Annotated in this window: 15 protein-coding genes and 1 other RNA gene; 12 read left to right on the forward strand and 4 right to left on the reverse strand. The window is 66.5% G+C overall.

Translation table 11 applies throughout. The annotated features are described in order from the left end of the window. Window positions 1–20: 20 nt before the first annotated feature. A complete protein-coding gene (locus tag VRZ08_RS18000) occupies window positions 21–260 on the reverse strand; it encodes a hypothetical protein (protein WP_107345319.1) in 240 nt (79 codons plus the stop codon). Window positions 261–450: 190 nt separating this feature from the next. Here VRZ08_RS18000 and VRZ08_RS18005 point away from each other — a divergent pair, with 190 nt between their 5' ends. Together VRZ08_RS18005 and VRZ08_RS18010 are read left to right on the forward strand one after the other, a co-directional pair. After that, window positions 451–2,406, forward strand: coding sequence for a methyl-accepting chemotaxis protein (locus VRZ08_RS18005; protein ID WP_414533395.1), 1,956 nt, complete (start codon window positions 451–453; stop codon window positions 2,404–2,406). 123 nt (window positions 2,407–2,529) lie between these two features. Next, the gene (locus VRZ08_RS18010; RefSeq protein WP_263989125.1) at window positions 2,530–3,771 is read left to right on the forward strand and encodes an extensin family protein; all 1,242 of its coding nucleotides are present in this window, start codon (window positions 2,530–2,532) and stop codon (window positions 3,769–3,771) included. 11 nt (window positions 3,772–3,782) lie between these two features. On the opposite strand, the gene VRZ08_RS18015 is transcribed toward VRZ08_RS18010, so the two are convergent. After that, on the reverse strand, window positions 3,783–4,433 hold the full coding sequence (locus VRZ08_RS18015; protein WP_414533396.1) for a TetR/AcrR family transcriptional regulator: 651 nt from the start codon (window positions 4,431–4,433) through the stop codon (window positions 3,783–3,785). Window positions 4,434–4,615: 182 nt separating this feature from the next. Here VRZ08_RS18015 and VRZ08_RS18020 point away from each other — a divergent pair, with 182 nt between their 5' ends. The 4 genes from VRZ08_RS18020 to VRZ08_RS18035 all read left to right on the forward strand — a co-directional run bounded on the left by VRZ08_RS18020 (window position 4,616) and on the right by VRZ08_RS18035 (window position 8,461). Further along, on the forward strand, window positions 4,616–5,896 hold the full coding sequence (locus VRZ08_RS18020) for an HlyD family secretion protein (RefSeq protein ID WP_414533397.1): 1,281 nt from the start codon (window positions 4,616–4,618) through the stop codon (window positions 5,894–5,896). A 149-nt stretch (window positions 5,897–6,045) separates the two neighbouring features. Next, on the forward strand, window positions 6,046–7,641 hold the full coding sequence (locus VRZ08_RS18025; protein WP_107345314.1) for a DHA2 family efflux MFS transporter permease subunit: 1,596 nt from the start codon (window positions 6,046–6,048) through the stop codon (window positions 7,639–7,641). Window positions 7,642–7,689: 48 nt separating this feature from the next. Beyond that, window positions 7,690–7,890 carry a hypothetical protein gene (locus VRZ08_RS18030; protein ID WP_414533398.1) on the forward strand — a complete coding sequence of 67 codons (201 nt, stop codon included), beginning with the start codon at window positions 7,690–7,692 and terminating at the stop codon, window positions 7,888–7,890. A gap of 1 nt (window position 7,891) precedes the next feature. Then, entirely contained in the window at window positions 7,892–8,461 is a 570-nt protein-coding gene (locus VRZ08_RS18035) for a Fic/DOC family protein (RefSeq protein WP_414533399.1), read from the forward strand. A 53-nt stretch (window positions 8,462–8,514) separates the two neighbouring features. Here the strand turns inward: VRZ08_RS18035 and rnpB are convergent. Then, window positions 8,515–8,998, reverse strand: an RNA gene (rnpB, locus tag VRZ08_RS18040) — RNase P RNA component class A. A 62-nt stretch (window positions 8,999–9,060) separates the two neighbouring features. Continuing rightward, a complete protein-coding gene (locus tag VRZ08_RS18045) occupies window positions 9,061–9,927 on the reverse strand; it encodes an N-acetylmuramoyl-L-alanine amidase (RefSeq protein WP_414533400.1) in 867 nt (288 codons plus the stop codon). A gap of 499 nt (window positions 9,928–10,426) precedes the next feature. Here VRZ08_RS18045 and rsmH point away from each other — a divergent pair, with 499 nt between their 5' ends. The 6 genes from rsmH (at window position 10,427) to mraY (ending at window position 17,658) form a co-directional block, all read left to right on the forward strand. Next, window positions 10,427–11,425: a 16S rRNA (cytosine(1402)-N(4))-methyltransferase RsmH gene (rsmH, locus tag VRZ08_RS18050; protein ID WP_414533401.1), complete on the forward strand. Its 999-nt coding sequence runs from the start codon at window positions 10,427–10,429 to the stop codon at window positions 11,423–11,425. Then, a complete protein-coding gene (locus VRZ08_RS18055) occupies window positions 11,425–11,805 on the forward strand; it encodes a hypothetical protein (protein ID WP_199851840.1) in 381 nt (126 codons plus the stop codon). Before rsmH ends, VRZ08_RS18055 begins: the two co-directional genes overlap by 1 nt. After that, window positions 11,802–13,556 carry a peptidoglycan D,D-transpeptidase FtsI family protein gene (locus VRZ08_RS18060; protein ID WP_414533402.1) on the forward strand — a complete coding sequence of 585 codons (1,755 nt, stop codon included), beginning with the start codon at window positions 11,802–11,804 and terminating at the stop codon, window positions 13,554–13,556. Before VRZ08_RS18055 ends, VRZ08_RS18060 begins: the two co-directional genes overlap by 4 nt. Window positions 13,557–13,668: 112 nt before the next feature. Continuing rightward, on the forward strand, window positions 13,669–15,126 hold the full coding sequence (locus VRZ08_RS18065) for a UDP-N-acetylmuramoyl-L-alanyl-D-glutamate--2,6-diaminopimelate ligase (RefSeq protein WP_414533403.1): 1,458 nt from the start codon (window positions 13,669–13,671) through the stop codon (window positions 15,124–15,126). Beyond that, on the forward strand, window positions 15,123–16,562 hold the full coding sequence (locus VRZ08_RS18070; protein ID WP_414533404.1) for a UDP-N-acetylmuramoylalanyl-D-glutamyl-2,6-diaminopimelate--D-alanyl-D-alanine ligase: 1,440 nt from the start codon (window positions 15,123–15,125) through the stop codon (window positions 16,560–16,562). The genes VRZ08_RS18065 and VRZ08_RS18070 overlap by 4 nt, the downstream gene beginning before the upstream one ends. A gap of 10 nt (window positions 16,563–16,572) precedes the next feature. Next, window positions 16,573–17,658 (forward strand): phospho-N-acetylmuramoyl-pentapeptide-transferase, encoded by a 1,086-nt coding sequence (gene mraY / locus VRZ08_RS18075; RefSeq protein ID WP_107345310.1) that lies wholly within the window; start codon window positions 16,573–16,575, stop codon window positions 17,656–17,658. The last annotated feature ends 169 nt before the right edge of the window (window positions 17,659–17,827 follow it).

Consider the following 17,827-nt stretch of genomic DNA (forward strand, 5'->3'; position numbering starts at 1 on the left):
GCGGCAAGCGCCCGCGCGCCTCAATGCATGGTTTTGCTGCTCTTGAGGAACGGCCGGCGGGCGGATTCGTGTTTCTCGTAGAGCTCGAGCCAGCGGCGGTCTTCCGGCCGGTACCACTCGTCACGCGTGACCTGGGGCAGCGGCATGCTCTTGCTGATGATTTCCTCGAGGCGAAAATACTCGGCGGTCTCCTCCGCCGTCAGCCCGATCAGCACGCGGTTGCCTGAATCGTCGAGTTCGTAGTCGTCGTCCTTGATCATGCGGTTAGTTGACCAGGCGCGCGCGCGTGGTCAATGCGATTGCGGTTTTAACCTAACCAGTCAACCTTACCGGGCCGGTCCGAACTGGTAATCCTACGGGGTAGGTAGGCATTAACCGCTTCTTGTTCCCTTGCGGGTAGGTGTGGACTGCGGCGGTCTGACCGCGCGCACCTAGAAAAGGGACCGCGGAATGCTCAAATCGATATCGGCCCGGATGATCGTGGCCATCACGCTGGTGGCGATCGGCTCCTGTGTCGTGCTTGCCGGCTTCAGCGTGTGGCGCCAGAAAGCGACGATCGACGTCGCCCTGGAGCGCGAGCTGCGCGCCGATTTCGCCAACATCACCGCGGCGACCGAGGCCGAGACCCGTACCACGCTGGCGCTGAGCGACGTTCTTGCGGCGCTGCCGCCGCTGCGTGAGCTCACCAAGGCGAGCGACCGCGACGGGCTGATGAAGCTGCTGAAAGAAGGCCGCGACCTGACCACGCTGCGCGGGCTGTCGCTGTACACGATCCAGGTGCCGCCGGCGACGACGCTGATGCGGATCCACAATCCCAAGACCTTCGGCGACGACGTGTCGACGCGGCGCGCCATGGTGGTGCAGGCGATGACCACCGGCAAGGCGGTCGGCGGCATCGAGCCGGGTCTGGATAACCTCACCGTGTTCGGCACCACGCCGATGATCGAGGACGGCAAGGTGATCGGCACCGTCGATATCGGCGCGCCGTTCGGCAAGGCGTTCGTCGAGCGGATGAAGGCGCGGTTCGGCGTCGACGTCGCGATCCTGCAGCTGAGCGGCGACAAGACCAACGTGATCGCGTCGAGCCTTGCTAATCCTGTTACCGATCCTGCGACGCTGCGCCGTGCGTTCGGCGGCGAACTGGTGATCGAAGAGGGCGAGTTGGACGGCAAAGCGATCGCCACCACCTTCGGGCCGCTCAAGCGGTTCTCCGGCGAGCCGGTCGCGGTGCTGATGATCGTGCGCGACGCCAGCGCCTATGCGGCGCTGGAGCGGCAATCGATGCAGTGGCTGGCGTTCGCTGCGATCGCCGCCGTGCTGGCCGCCGCCGCGATCGCGGTATGGCTCGGCCGCAGCATGGCCAAGCCGATCCAGGCGCTCGGCGGCGCGATGCGCGAGATCAGCAGCGGGCGTCACGATGTCGAGGTGCCGGGCCGGGGGCGGAGCGACGAGATCGGCTCGATGGCCAAGGCGGTCGAAGTGTTCAAAGAGGGGCTGATCGAAACCGGCCGGCTACGCGCCGCGCAGGACGAGCAGCGGATCGCTCACGAAACCGAGCGCCGCAAGGCGATGCACGAACTAGCGGCGCGGTTCGAAACCGGCGTCGGCAGCGTGGTCGAACTGGTCGGTTCGGCCGCGACCGAACTGCGCGGCACTGCGGACTCGATGGTCGGCACCGCGCGGGAATCCGAGCGCCGGCTGGTGGCCGCGACCGCAGCCTCGCAGCAGGCAACCTCGAATGCGCAGGCGGTCGCCGCTGCCGTGGAAGAGCTCGATGCCTCGATCACCGAAATCGGCAACCGGGTCGATCAATCGGCACGGGTCGCCGGCGAGGCGGCCACTCAGGCCGGCCGCACCAATGAAGAGGTGCGCAGTCTCGCTGAGGCCGCGCAGAAGATCGGCGAGGTGGTGACGCTGATCAGCGACATCGCTTCGCAGACCAATCTGCTGGCGCTCAACGCTACCATCGAAGCGGCGCGCGCCGGCGACGCCGGCCGCGGCTTCGCGGTGGTCGCTGCCGAGGTGAAGGCGCTGGCCGAGCAGACCTCGAAGGCGACCGAGGAGATCACCACGCAGATCAACTCGATCCAGCAGGCGACACAGTCTTCGGTGCAGGCGATCGAAGGCATCACCGGCACGGTGGCGCAGATCAACGAGATCGCCACCGCGATCGCCAGCGCGGTGCGCGAACAGAGCGCGGCGACGCGCGAGATCGCCCACAACGTTGCCGAGTCCGCGCGCTCCACCACGGAAGTTTCCAGCAACATCTCCGGCGTCAATGAAGCGGCGCGCGAGACCGGCGTTGCGGCGGGGCAAGTGGTCGAATCCGCGTCGGAATTGTCGCGCTCCGGCGAGGCGCTGAAGACCCAGGTCGACACCTTCCTGCGCGAAGTCCGCGCCGCCTGATCAGGCGACAACGGCGACAGTGAGGCGCTGCGGGACACCGCGTTCCGCGCGCCTCTTATGGTTAAGAAATCCTCGCCCAATACCGTTCAATTCTCTTTAATCAGATTGGTGGACTGTGCGCGCATGACGCGCGGAGTTCGTTTGTATCTCGTCGGCTCCTTCGTCCTCGTATCTCTTGCGGGTTGCGGTCGCGGTCTGTTTCAGACCGCTGAGCGCGAACCGTGGCGGGCCGAGGCCGAGATCGCGTGCTTGAAGTCCGGCGTGGTCCGCGAAGGACCCGATCTGGTCCGGATCGATCCGATCTCAGGCCCTGGTGTGTGTGGCGCTGAGTTTCCGCTGAAGGTCGCAGCGCTCGGTGAAACCGGCGCGATTGGTTTCGCCGACGATCTGCGCCCGCCGGGTGCGATCGGCGGTGCCAATCAAAGCCAGCCGCGCTGGCCGGGCGGCCAGCCGCAGCCGAACTACGCGACACCTCAACGTGGCTATGCCGAGCCGCCCGCGCGCGCCCCGAACTACGGCACGCAGCCGCAGGCCGGCTACGGCGCGCCGCAAGGCGGCTACGGCAAAGCGCCGGTGTCGCTGAACGCGCCGGGCGTGGTGCCGGCTCAGGACGATATCGAACTGCCGCCGGAAGGCGAGCCGTCGGCCGAGCGTCCGCCGGCCGAGAACGTCACCGGCTATCCGCGTGGCGCGGCACCGCAGGGCGGCTATCCCGGCGAAGCGGAGCGGCCATTGCCGCGGCTCGGACCGGGTCAGCAGGGCGGCATCACCGGATCGGTCGGGCCGGTCGCGATCAAGCCGACCGCGACGCTGGCGTGCCCGATCGTGTCAGCGCTCGATCGCTGGCTGGCGGAGTCGGTGCAGCCCTCGGCGATGCGCTGGTTCGGCGTGCGCGTGGTCGAGATCAAGCAGATCTCGGCGTATTCGTGCCGCGGCATGAACGGCAATCCGAATGCCCACATTTCCGAGCACGCATTCGGCAACGCGCTCGATATCGCCGCCTTCGTGCTGGCCGACGGTCGCCGCATCACCGTGAAGGGCGGCTGGCGCGGATTGCCGGAGGAGCAGGCGTTCCTGCACGACGTGCAGAATTCGGCGTGCCAGATGTTCACCACGGTGCTGGCGCCCGGCTCGAACGTGTATCACTACGATCACATTCACGTCGATCTGATGCGCCGGCGTAGCCAGCGTACGATCTGCAAGCCGGCCGCGGTGTCCGGCGAAGTGATCGCGCAGCGGCTGCAGCAGCGTAATCCTTACGCAGGCAGCGCGTCGCCGGGCCCGGGTTGGAACGGCGTCACCGGCTCGATCGGTCGTAACGCGTCGCGCCACAAGGTCGATCGCGACGAGGCCGAGGACGATTAGTCGAACGTCGGTTAGTTCGGGCCGCCGGCTTTCGGCGCCCGATAGGCGGCGAGGAACATCGCGGTGGCGCTGTCGACCACGCCCGCAATCCGCGCCGGCGAGGGCGGTTCCGAGGTCTGAAAGATGAACGGCAGAAACAGCGTCGCCTGGCAGGCCTGCATGAACTGCGCGGCGGCGAGTTCGCAGTTGTCGATCTGGAGCACGCCGGCTGCGACCTGGGCCTGCAGATAGCGCCCGAACCGACCAATGGTGTTGGCGATCACCCGCTCGTAGTAGCGCCGGCCGATCTCCGGCATTCGCTCGGCGATCGCCATTACGGTACGGATCGCCGACGCGCCGCGAGGATTGCAGATCAGCGCGATATAGGCGTTGCCGAACGCGCGCAGCGTCGCCTCGATATCCCTGTCGGGAGCGAACTCGAACGACAGCATGCCTTGCGCCAGGCTCTCCTGCTCGACGATCTCGCAGAACAGCGAGTTCTTGTCGGCGAAATAGACGTACAGCGTGCCTTTAGATACGCCCGCGGCGCGGGCGATCTCGCCCATGCTGGCGCCATCGAAGCCGAACTCCAGGAACACCGCGCGGGCGCCGTCGAGGATCTGGCGCCGCTTGGCGCTGTCCTCGTCGCTGTGAATCGCCGCCGCCGATGGGATTGCAACCATTGGTTCAGCCTGTCCTGCAAAATCACGAAGGGTGGAACTAAGGTAGAAACGCACACCTGCTACCCTGATGCCGTGAAGGTAAGTTGACCGAACCGTTCGGTCAATGGTAGATCTGGATGACCTGCTAGGGGTACCAGTCCGGCAGGTCCATTTGTCGTGCGAGCTGAGTTCAGGAGAACCCGATGTCCGGACGCGACCAAGCTGCCCGCGTGCTGCGCTCCGAGCCGGAGAACGGGGAGGCGGTAGCGGCCGCCGGCACGCCCGCGCATCCGGCTGCGCCACACGGCGCGCCGTCGCAGGCCGAGGCGCTGCGCTCGCTGCTGGAAGATCCCTCGACGCTGAAGCTCGCCGATCCGCCCGAGCCCGAAGCGGAGTCGGAGCCGGTGGCGCCGGCCGCGCGTCCGGGCACCGCAGCCAAGCCGCCGAGCAAGAAGAAGTTCGTGCTGATCGGTGTCGGCATCGCGGCGCTTGCCGCGCTCGGCTACTTCGGCACGCAGTACATGCTGGTCGGCCGCTTCATGGTCGGCACCGACGACGCCTATGTCCGCGCCAACAACACCACGCTCGGCGCCCGCGTGTCCGGCCACATCGCCGCGATCCTGCCGCGCGACAATTCCGAAGTGAAGGCCGGCGACGTCGTGTTCCGGATCGACGACGGCGACTACAAGATCGCGGTGGACTCCGCGCGCGCCAAGATCGCCACCCAGGAAGCCACCATCGCCCGGATCGGCCGCCAGGTCGCCGCGCAGCAGAGCGCAGTGGAGCAGGCCCAGGCGCAGCTCGCCTCCGCCGAAGCCGCCGCCAAGCGCGCTGACCTCGATTTCGATCGCCAGCAGGCGCTGAGCACGAAGGGCTTTGCCTCGCGTGCGGTGTTCGAGACCTCGCAGGCGAGCCGCGACCAGAGCGCCGCTTCGGTGTTGGCTGCCAAGGCCGCCTACGACGCGGCCCGCGACAATGTCGAAGTCACCAGGGCGCAGCAGACCGAAGCCCGCGCCCAGCTGACCGAGCTGCAGAGCGCGCTGGCCAAGGCCGAGCGCGATCTCGCTTTCACCAATGTGCGCGCGCCGGTGACCGGGGTGTTCTCCAATCGCCTGGTGAATGTCGGCGACTACATCAACGCCGGCCAGCGGCTGGCCAACATCGTGCCGCTCGACGGCGTCTATATCGATGCCAACTTCAAGGAAACCCAGCTGCGCCGGCTGAAGCCCGGCCAGAAGGTCGGCATCTCGGTCGACGCGTTCTCCAGCCGCAAGATCGAAGGTACGGTCGACAGCCTGGCGCCGGCGGCCGGGCAGGTGTTCACCCTGCTGCCGCCCGACAACGCCACCGGCAACTTCACCAAGATCGTGCAGCGCGTTCCGGTGCGGATCCGCGTCCCCGCCGACGTCGCGCGCGAAGGGCTGCTGCGCGCAGGCATGTCGGTCTACGTCGACGTCGATACCCGGACCGGCGACGCCAAGTAATTCTTTTCTGTCAGCGTTGTTGCGAGGAGCAAAGCGACCAAGCAATCCAGCCCGTGCACCGAGTCCTGGATTGCTTCGCTTCGCGCGCAATGACGGAAATTCTGTTCGATTACTGACGGCCGCTCAGGTCGGGCGCTGAGAACGTAGCAATGTCCGCGACAACCACGGCAGATACACCGATCGCGGCGCCCGCCGAGCCCTCCGAGCACGTCCCGGCAACGCGCCTGATCGCGTTTCTGATCATGGTGTTCGGGATGTTCATGTCGATCCTGGACATCCAGATCGTCTCGGCATCGCTGTCCGAAATCCAGGCCGGTCTGTCGGCATCGTCGTCCGAAGTCTCGTGGGTGCAGACCGCGTATCTGATCGCCGAAGTGATCGCGATCCCGCTGTCCGGCTTCCTGTCGCGCGCGCTCGGCACCCGGAATCTGTTCGCGATCTCGGCCGCCGGCTTCACCTTCGCCAGCCTGATGTGCGGCTTCACCTCGTCGATCGCCGAGATGATCGTGTGGCGCGCGATCCAGGGCTTCCTCGGCGCCGGCATGATCCCGACCGTGTTCGCCTCGGCCTACACGGTGTTTCCGCGAAGCAAGTTCAACATGGTCGGCCCGATTATTGGTCTCGTCGCCACGCTGGCGCCGACCATCGGCCCGACGGTCGGCGGCTACATCACCGACCTGATGTCGTGGCACTGGCTGTTCTTCATCAACATCGTGCCCGGCATCGGCATCACCATCGGCGTGCTGGCGCTGGTCGATTTCGACGAGCCGCATTACGAGCTGCTCGATCATTTCGACTGGTGGGGCCTCGGCTTCATGGCCGGCTTTCTCGGCTCGCTCGAATATGTGCTGGAGGAGGGCCCGCGCAACGACTGGTTCAACGACGAGTCGATCTTCATCTTCGCGATCGTCTGCGCGGTCTCGGCGGTGGCGTTCTTCTGGCGGGTGCTGACTGCGCGCGAGCCGATCGTCGACATCCGCGCCTTCACCGACCGCAATTTCGCGATCGGCTGCATGTTTCAGTTCTGCGTCGGCATCGGGCTGTACGGTCTGACCTACATCTACCCGCGCTATCTCGCCGAAGTGCGCGGCTACAGCGCGCTGATGATCGGCGAGACGATGTTCGTCTCCGGTATCGCGATGTTCTGCACCGCGCCGCTGGTCGGCCGGCTGATGGCGCTGGTCGACATGCGGATCCTGATCGCGATCGGCCTGATCCTGTTCGCCGGCGGCACCTGGCAGATGACCTGGATCACGCGCGACTTCGATTTCTACGAGCTGCTGTGGCCGCAGATCTTCCGCGGTGTCGGCATGATGATGGCGATGGTGCCGGTCAACAACATCGCGCTCGGCACGCTTCCGCCGCACCGCGTCAAGAACGCCTCCGGCTTGTTCAACCTGACCCGCAACCTCGGCGGCGCGCTCGGGCTGGCGCTGATCAACACCATCCTCGACAGCCGCACCGACCTGCACATTTCGCGGCTGCACGACAAGGTGAACTGGGGCAACGCCCAGGCGGTCGAGCTGCTCAACACCTTCACCCAGCGCTTCCAAGGCATGGGCGACGCTTCGATGATGGCGCTGAAACAGCTCACCGCCATCGTCCATCGCCAGGCCGTGGTGATGAGCTACGGCGACGCCTTCTTCCTGCTGACGGTGTTTTACCTCGGCCTGACCACGTTGGTGTTCCTGCTCGCCAAGCCAGCCAACCCGATGGCCGGGCCGGGCGGTGGTGGGGGGCATTGAGGCGCTCTGACCCGTGACGCTCTCGGCGCTGTGTGATAAGCTGATCAAATGTCGGAAGATAATCGTCACCGGGAGCAGACGGCGCAGCGGGAATTCCTTATTGGCGCCGAGCGTTTCGAAAAGATCAGCGCTGTCGAGGGCATCGTCCTCTCTGACGAGATGAGGCGCCGCGCCGACGAGGCCAAGCGTCTCGGGCTTTCTGCGGAACAGCGGATCGAGCGGATCAAGGACGTTTACCGCAAGGGTTAGCATGTACGATGCGGTCTCCGATCCGTATTGCTATCCGGGCACGACGGTTCTGAGGAATCTGCTCGATATTCGCGACCAATCCACTCTGGATCGTTACGAAGCCGAAGTGACTGCAGTGCGGGCGGAGCAGCCGGTTCCGTCTGGAGCGTTCGATGTTGCGCACTACTGCGCCTTTCATCGGCATTTATTCCAGGACGTTTACGATTGGGCTGGGCTTTACCGGACAGTGCGTATCGCTAAGGGTAGCAGTGCTTTCTGCTATCCGGAGTACATTGAGCCGCAGATGGTTCGGCTGTTTTCACGTCTGCAGGCGGATGACTACTTTCGCCATTGCTCACAACGAGACTTCGCCGCTTCCGCAGCTCACTTTCTTGCCGAGCTGAATTCTATCCATCCGTTCAGAGAGGGGAATGGACGGACTCAGCTCGCATTCTTCATCCATCTTGCCGAAGCCTTCGGACACCCACTGCACGTCAAGCGAATGGACCCGACGGCCGTCATGGCCGCGATGATCTCGAGCTTTCTTGGTGATGAGAGGCAGCTTCGCGACCTGATCGATACGCTCTTGTGACCGTGCGAAATGGCGAAGGGCCCGACGTTTCCGCCGAGCCCTTCATTCATAGAAGTATCAGCCGGCCTGTAAGCCGGGTTCTGGAGGGCAGCGCCCGCTTGCGCAAGCACTACGCGACGGCCATTCCTCTGGGACGCTGTTTGCACAGCGCCTCGAGCAACCTACCCGGACGGCGGGTTTGACATCACCCTGCGGAGTTATCGCCCCGAAGAGCGAACTATCCGCGATGCCGTCCCTATTCGGTTTTGCTCCCGGTGGGGTTTACCATGCCGTCCCCGTTGCCGGCGACGCGGTGCGCTCTTACCGCACCTTTTCACCCTTACCCGCCGTCGCAGCTTGCGCTGCTATGGCGCGGCAGGCTCGAGAGCTTGTCGCGCCGAAGCCCCGAAGGGGCGTAGGCGGGCGGTTCGTTCTCTGTGGCACTTTCCCTGGGGTCGCCCCCGCCGGACGTTATCCGGCACCGTATGTCGATGGAGCCCGGACTTTCCTCCCCGGCGGCCTTTCGGCACTTGCCGGAGCGACCGTCCGGCCGACTGACGCGGCAAGCCATGCGGGCTCGGGCCGCGATCGTCAAGCCGCAAGTGGTGTGGAAGAAGCGCTCAGCCGAGTGCGGCGACGGCGCGGGCGTCGACCGGCAGCCGGTCGAGCAGCGCATGCAGCGTCGCCAGCGTCGAGGCATCGGCGATGCCGTCGACCTTCTCGGGGCGGAAGTGACGCTGGAACGCGGTGACGACGTCGGTGGTGGCGTGGTCGTAGCTGCCGTTGACCGGGACGCGGTAGCCGTAGTCGGCCAGCGCCTGCTGCATCAGCCGCACTTCCTCGCCCTCGGTGCCTTGCTTCAGCGCCGGCCCCGGCACGATCCGCGCCGGCTCGACCCACAGGCCGACGCCGGAGGCGGCGAGCGATCGCCACGGGAATTTCTCGCCCGGGTCTTTCTTGCGCGCCGGCGCCACGTCGGAGTGGCCGACGACGCGGTGCGGCGGCACATCGCGGCGCAGGATGATGCCGCGGCACAGCGCGATCACCGCCGCGATCTGGCGCAGCGGATAATCCGGATAGCCCCAATCGTGGCCGCGATTGATGATCTCGATGCCGATCGAGCAGGAGTTGATGTCTTCCTCGCCGGCCCAGGAGGCGACGCCGGCGTGCCAGGCGCGCTTGGATTCCGGCACGCATTGCAGGATCCGGCCGTCTTCGAGCACGACGTAATGCGCCGAGACTTCGGTGCCTGCCTTGCACAGTCGGGTCAGCGCGCCTTCGACATCGGGCATGCCGGTGTAGTGCAGGACGATCATGTCCGGACGGCGCGCTTTATTGCGCTCGCCATAGTTCGGCGAGGGCAGCACGTCGGACACCATCGACGAGTCGGGCGTGAAGGTCTGCATAGACAGCATGCCCTTGGGCAAAGGGAGGCCGCGTCGACGTTTCGACTCCAGACCAGCGGACGCTAACGAACCTGACAACATCGGATAACTCAATACTGGCAGGACCACGGCGAAGCTGACCGACGCCGACTGCAACATCCGATTCACTATCTGAGTCCCTCGGGTCTCCTGCAACGCGCTGTCTTCACGATTTTGCCATTTTCTGTGGACGAGCGCGGGTTCGCCGTCCTGCAGCGCAGCGAAAATGCCTGCGAGCGACGCCGCGTTCCTCGGCGCGGGATGACGGACAGCCGTCAACGGTTTCTTAAGCGTAAGCGCCGTTACTGAGTGGTGAACAGCCGGTGTCAAATTGCCGGCAATATTTCCTGTGACGCCCCATAAGCCGATGGCAATCCATCAGATTCCACGCGGAGAGCCGGGTTCGTCGGTCGCCTTGGTCGGCTGGCGTGGCGCTCCGCCGGCGGAATGGGACGAGGCGAGGCACGATGGGCCGATTGCCCTGCAGCAAGCCGACGATCGGCCGGACCGGTTTCCGCGCCACGCGGGACCGACGGGGCTTTGCCGCGGCCGGGGCGATCGCATGAAGCCGTCCGACGCGCGCCATATTCCGGTGCTCGGCCCTGAAGCGGTCGGCCTGCTCGCACCGCGCGACGGCGGCATCTATGTCGACGGCACGTTCGGGGCCGGCGGTTACACACGGCTGATCCTCGAGACCGCCGGCAGCCGCGTGATTGCGATCGACCGCGATCCGACCGCGATCGCCGGCGGTGCCGATCTGGTTGCCGAGTCCGGCGGCCGGCTGACGCTGGTGCAGGACCGGTTCTCCAATCTGGCCGACGTCTGCGCCGCGCAGGGTGCCGCGACCGTCGACGGCGTGGTGATGGATATCGGCGTGTCGTCGATGCAGCTCGACCAGGCCGAGCGCGGCTTCTCGTTCCGGTTCGACGGGCCGCTCGACATGCGGATGGGGCGCGACGGGCCGAGCGCGGCCGATGTCGTCGCCCGCGCGTCCGAAACCGATCTCGCCAACATCATCTACATCTTCGGCGAGGAGCGGTATTCGCGCCACGTCGCCCGCGCCATCGTGGCGGCGCGGAGCGAAACGCCGATCACGACGACCAAGGCGCTCGCCGACATCGTCGCCAAGGTGGTGCGTGCCAAGCCGGGTGAGATCCATCCGGCGACCCGAACGTTCCAGGGGCTGCGGATCTTCGTCAACGAAGAGCTCGACGAGCTGCACCAGGCGCTCGACGCTGCCGAGCGCGTGCTGAAGCCGGGCGGTCGGCTCGCGGTGGTGTCGTTCCATTCGCTCGAAGACCGCATCGTCAAGACCTTCCTGACCGAGCGCAGCAAGACTGGCGGCGGCTCGCGCCATCTGCCGGAAGTCGCACAGGCAGCGCCGAGCTTCACGCTGCTCAGCAAGCGGCCGATCGTCGCCGGCGATGCCGAGGTCGCCGCCAATCCGCGCGCGCGCTCCGCCAAGCTGCGCGGCGCCGAACGCACCGAAGCCCCCGCGCATGCCGCCGGCGATCTGCCGGGATGGCCGACGCTCGCCAGCGTGATGAGGGCCGGGCGATGATGCGGCTCGTGCACGTGCTGGTGATCGGCATGCTGGTGTTCGCAGCGGCCTATGTGTACCGGATCAAGATGGAGTCGACGGTGCGCACCGAGAAGGTGCTGCAGATCCAGGCCGAGCTCCGCAAGGAGCGCGAGGCGATCGCGCGGCTCCGCGCCGAATGGGCCCAACTCGACTCGCCGGGCCGGCTGCAGGGGCTCGCCACCCGCCATCTCAAGCTCAAGCCGGTCGGCGCGCGGCAGTTCGACTCGCTGAAGAACCTGCCCGAGCGGCCGCCGGCCGTCGTCGATCCGAGCGCTCCCGATCCGATCGCATCGATGATCGAAAAGATCGATCCCGACATCGTCACCGGCTCGCTGCCGGCTCCGGAGCCTGCCCAGTGACCGATCCTTCGCTGCCGCTCGTCGGCCACCACGTTAAATGGCGCCAACGGCTGATCCGCAGCCTGATCTATGGCAAGGACGTCGATCGCGACGGCAAGGCGCGTGCCCGTGTCGGCCTGGCGATGATCGCGTTTGCGGCGGTGTACGGCATCATCGCGTTCAAGCTTTCGATGATTGCGGTGTTCGGCGACGGCCACGGCGCTCGCCGCACCGGCTCGCAGGACGCGGTCGCCACCGCGCGGCCGGACATCGTCGATCGCAACGGTCAGGTGCTGGCCACCGACGTCAAGACGCCGTCGCTGTTCGGCGAACCGCGCCGGCTGATCGATCAGGACGAAGCGGTCGAACTGCTCACCGCGACGCTGCCCGACCTCGAGACCCAGGAGGTGCGCGAGCGCCTGGCGTCGAAGAAGGGCTTCGTCTGGCTGAAGCGTGAAATCACGCCGCGCCAGCAGGCCGAGATCAAGAAGCTCGGTATTCCGGGCATCGGCTTCCTGCGTGAGAACAAGCGCGTCTATCCGAACGCCGCCGAGGTCTCGCATCTGATCGGTTTGGTCAACATCGACAACCAGGGCATCGCCGGTATCGAGAAATGGCTCGACAATAACGGCCTTGCCGACCTGCACCGCGCCGGCTTCGCCTCCGACCGGATGCAGCGCCCGATCGAGCTGGCGCTCGACGTCCGGGTCACGCACGCGCTGCGCGACGAGCTGATCAAGGCCAAGGAGAAGTACAGCGCCAAGGCGGCGTCGGGTCTGGTCTCCAACGTCAAGACCGGCGAGATCGTCGCGATGGTGTCGCTGCCGGACTTCGATCCGAACAACCCGCGCGAGGCCAACGATCCCGACCGCATCAACCGGCTCACCACCGGCGTGTACGAGATGGGCTCGACCTTCAAGACGCTGACGCTGGCGATGGCGCTCGATGCCGGCAAGGCGACGCTGCATTCGATGTACGATGCGCGCGGGCCGCTGCACTACGGCAAGTTCAAGATCCACGACTCGCACAATATGGGCCGCGCCATCTCGCTGGCCGAAGTGTTCACCTATTCGTCGAACGTCGGCGCGGCGCGCGTGGCGCTGTCGATGGGCGTCGAGGCCCACAAGGCGTTCTTGAAGAAGGTCGGCCAGCTCGACCGTCTGCGCACCGAGCTGCCGGAAAGCGCGTCGCCGATCGTGCCGAAGCGCTGGAGCGAACTCAACACCATCACCATCTCGTTCGGCCATGGCGTCGCGGTGGCGCCGCTGCAGGCGGTGATGGGCATCAACGCCATGGTCAATGGCGGCTATCTGATCCCGCCGACCTTCCTGAAGCGCACCGAAGAGGATGCCAAGAAGGTCGGCAAACGGGTGATCAAGACCGAGACCAGCGACAAGATCCGCTACCTGATGCGGCTCAACGCCGAAGTCGGCACTGCCAAGACCGCCGACCAGATCGCCAAGGGTTATTACATCGGCGGCAAGACCGGCACTTCGGAGAAGGTGGTCAACGGCCGTTACGCCAAGAAGCAGGTGCTGAACTCGTTTACCGCGATCCTGCCGGCGGACAATCCGCAATATCAGGTGCTGGTGATGCTGGACGAGCCGAAGGCGCTGCCGGAGACTCACGGCTTCATCACCTCCGGCTGGAACGCCGTGCCGACCGGCGGCAAGGTGATCGAGCGAATCGCCCCGCTGCTCGGAATCGAGCCGCGGTTCGATCTGCCGCCGCCCGACCGCCTTATTCTTGCGTCATCGAGGGCCGGCCAGTAGCCGCGCGGCCTGCCGCGACGGCGCCATCCCCGCCGTTTTGCGCCGCGCGCTGCTTGCGTTAAAAGCCTCGCAGGCGTGAGAACATCTGTCTCGAATCGGACGCCCCAGGACCATGAAGCTTCGCGACCTCTTCAGCGCTGAGGCCGACATCGCCGCGCCGGCGGCCGATCTCGCCATCGGCGGGCTTGCCGTCGACAGCCGCGCGGTGAAGCCGGGCGACCTGTTCTTCGCGCTCGCCGGGGCCAAGACCGACGGGGCGCGGTTCGTCGCGGCGGCGGTCGCCGCCGGCGCGGTGGCGGTGGCCGGCGAACATCGGCCGGACGGCGACCTCGCGGTGCCGTTCGTGCAACTGTCCAATCCCCGCTTGGCGCTGGCGCAGGCCGCGGCGCGGTTCTACCCGCACCAGCCGGAGGTGATCGCGGCGGTCACCGGCACCAGCGGCAAGACCTCGGTCGCGGCGTTCACCCGGCAGATCTGGCAGCGGCTCGGCCATGCCTCCGCCAGCATCGGCACCATCGGTCTCGTCACCCCGACGCGCAGCGTGTACGGCTCGCTGACGACGCCCGACCCAATCGCGTTGCATCGCTCGCTCGACGAGATCGCGCGCGAAGGCATCACCCATCTGGCGCTGGAAGCCTCGTCGCACGGGCTCGATCAGTTTCGGCTCGACGGCGTTCGCGTCGCCGCGGGCGGATTCACCAACCTGTCGCGCGACCACATGGACTATCACCCCACCGTTGCGCACTATCTCAACGCCAAGCTGCGGCTGTTCCGAAATCTGGTGCAGGATGGCGGCGCCGCGGTGATCTCCGCCGATCACGATTGTTCGGCCGAAGTGATCGAAGCCGCGCGTGCGCGCGGCCTGCGGCTGATCACGATCGGCCGCAATGGCGATCCCGGCGCCGGCATCAAGCTGATCAATGCCGCGGTCGAAGGCTTTGCGCAGACGCTTGATGTCGAACATGAGGGGCGGCGCTATAGCATCAAGCTGCCGCTGGTCGGAGAATTCCAGATCGAGAACGCGCTGGTCGCGGCCGGTCTGGTGATCGGCACCGGCGGCGATGCGGCGGCGAGCTTCGCCGCGCTCGAACATCTTGAAGGCGCGCCGGGCCGGCTCGATCTGGTCGGCGCCCACAACGGCGCGCCGGTGTTCGTCGACTACGCGCACAAACCCGACGCACTCGCCAAGACGCTGCAGGCGCTGCGCCCTTACGCGAAACGCAAGCTGGTGGTGGTGTTCGGCGCCGGCGGCGATCGCGATTCCGGCAAGCGGCCGCTGATGGGCGCGATCGCGGCCGAGAATGCCGATGTCGTGATCGTCACCGACGACAACCCGCGCAGCGAAGATCCGGCCACGATCCGCGCCGCCATCCTCGCGGCCGCGCCAGGCGCACGCGAGATCGGCGACCGCGCCGAGGCGATCCGCATCGCGATCAGCGAATTGCAGTCGGGCGATGCGCTGCTGATCGCCGGCAAGGGCCATGAGACCGGGCAGATCGTGGGCGACCGCGTGCTGCATTTCAGCGACCACGACGCCGCGAAAGCGGCGCTATCAGCGAGCGCCGCATGAGCAAACAACCGCTTTGGACCTCCGACGCGATGGCGGAGGCGATGGCCGCGACGCGCAGCGGCACGCTGCCGCGCGACGTGTTCGGGATTTCGATCGACAGCCGCACGCTGGCGCCGGGCGACGCTTACTTCGCCATCAAGGGCGATGTTCATGACGGCCACGACTTCGTCGCCGCGGCGCTGAACGCCGGCGCGGCGCTGGCGGTGGTGGAGAAGGCGCAGCGCGACAAGTTCGCGGCCGACGCGCCACTTCTCGTCGTTGAAGATGTACTTGAAGGTCTGCGCCGGCTCGGCGTCGCGGCGCGCTCGCGGCTGTCCGCCAAAGTCATCGCGGTGACCGGCTCGGTCGGCAAGACCTCGACCAAGGAAGGCCTGCGCGGCGTGCTCGGCGCCCAGGGCGCGACCCACGCCTCGGTGGCGTCGTTCAACAATCACTGGGGCGTGCCGCTGTCGCTGGCGCGCTGCCCGGCGGACACGCGGTTTGCGGTGTTCGAGATCGGCATGAACCACGCCGGCGAGATCGAGCCGCTGGTGAAGATGGTGCGGCCGCACATCGCGATCATCACCACGGTCGAAGCGGTGCATCTCGAATTCTTCTCCGGCATCGAAGGCATCGCCGATGCCAAGTCGGAGATCTTCACTGGCCTCGAGCCGGGCGGCATTGCGGTCTTGAATCGCGATACGCCGATGTTCGACCGGCTGTGCAGCAATGCGCTGCGCGCCAATGTCGGCCGCATCGTCACCTTCGGCGCCGATCCGGCCGCCGACGCGCGGCTGCTCGACGTCGCGTTGCATGCCGACTGCTCGGCTGTGCATGCCAGCATTCTCGGCCACGACGTCACCTACAAGCTCGGCATGCCGGGCCGGCACATGGCGCTGAATTCGCTGGCGGTGCTGGCTGCCGCGGAGCTGGCCGGCGCCGACCTCGCGCTCGCCGCGCTGGCGCTGTCACAGGTCGCGCCTGCCGCCGGCCGCGGCGTCCGCAAGCCGCTGCGGGTCGGCTCCGGCGAGGCGACGCTGATCGACGAGAGCTACAACGCCAATCCGGCCTCGATGGCCGCGGCGCTCGGTGTGCTCGGCCGCGCCGAGGTCAGCGGGCAGGGACGTCGGATCGCCGTGCTGGGCGACATGCTCGAACTCGGCCCGCGCGGCCCGGAGCTGCACCGGGGCCTCGAAGAGGCGGTGCGGGCCAATGGCATCGACCTGGTGTTCTGCTGCGGCCCGTTGATGCGCAATTTGTGGGACGCCCTTTCCTCCGGCAAACGAGGGGGCTATGCAGGCGACGCGGCCGCGCTCGAATCCCAAGTCGTCGCCGCAATCCGAGCCGGCGACGTCGTGATGGTGAAGGGGTCGCTCGGTTCGCGCATGAAAACCATTGTCACCGCGCTCGAGAAGCGCTTCCCCGGCACGACCGCACGCGACGACGCTGCGGTGTAAGGCGGCTTGAATGCTCTATTGGCTGATCGACCTCTCCAGCTCGTTTCCGGCGTTCAACGTCTTCCGCTACATCACTTTCCGCACCGGCGGCGCGATGGTGACCGGGGCGCTGTTCGTGTTCATGTTCGGCCCGTGGATCATCGACAATCTGCGGCTGCGCCAGGGCAAGGGGCAGCCGATCCGCACCGACGGCCCGCAATCCCACCTGATGACCAAGAAGGGCACGCCGACGATGGGCGGCCTGATGATCCTGTCGGGACTGACGGTCGGCACCGTGCTGTGGGCCAATCCGCTCAATCCCTACGTCTGGATCGTGCTGGCGGTGACGCTCGGCTTTGGCTTCGTTGGCTTCTACGATGACTACATGAAGGTCACCAAGCAGACCCACGCCGGCATCTCCGGCCGCACCCGTCTGCTGATCGAATTCACCATCGCGGGCGCGGCGTGCTTCGCGCTGGTGTGGCTCGGCCGCGCACCGCTGTCGAGCTCGCTGGTGATTCCGTTCTTCAAGGAAGTGATGCTCAACCTCGGCTGGGCGTTCATCGTGTTCGGCGCCTTCGTGGTGGTCGGCGCCGGCAACGCGGTGAATCTGACCGACGGCCTCGACGGCCTCGCGATCGTGCCGGTGATGATTGCCGCGGCGAGCTTCGGCCTGATCTCGTATCTCGCCGGCAACGCGGTGTTCGCCGAATATCTGCAGATCAACTACGTCGCCGGCACCGGCGAGCTTGCGGTGTTGTGCGGAGCGCTGCTCGGCGCCGGCCTCGGCTTTCTGTGGTTCAACGCGCCGCCGGCCTCGATCTTCATGGGCGACACCGGCTCGCTGGCGCTCGGCGGCATGCTCGGCTCGATCGCGGTCGCGGTGAAGCACGAGATCGTGCTGGCGGTGATCGGCGGCCTGTTCGTGCTCGAAGCGGTGTCGGTGATCGTGCAGGTCGCTTCGTTCAAGCTCACCGGCAAGCGCGTGTTCAAGATGGCACCGATCCACCACCACTTTGAACAGAAGGGCTGGACCGAGCCGCAGATCGTGATCCGGTTCTGGATCATCGCCGTAATGCTGGCGCTCGCCGGCCTGTCGACGCTGAAGCTGCGGTGAGTGAAATGATGCGCACCCCTCCACGAGTCGTCCCCGCGAAGGCGGGGACCCATAACCCCTGTGGTTGGGATGGACGTATTCGGCTCCATACTCTGACCGAGAGCGCAGGGAGTATGGATCCCCGCCTTCGCGGGGATGACGGCTGTGCAGTTGGTAAGGCGCGCGCGCC

It is taken from the genome of Rhodopseudomonas sp. G2_2311, assembly GCF_047501505.1.
Taxonomy (GTDB): domain Bacteria; phylum Pseudomonadota; class Alphaproteobacteria; order Rhizobiales; family Xanthobacteraceae; genus Rhodopseudomonas; species Rhodopseudomonas palustris_H.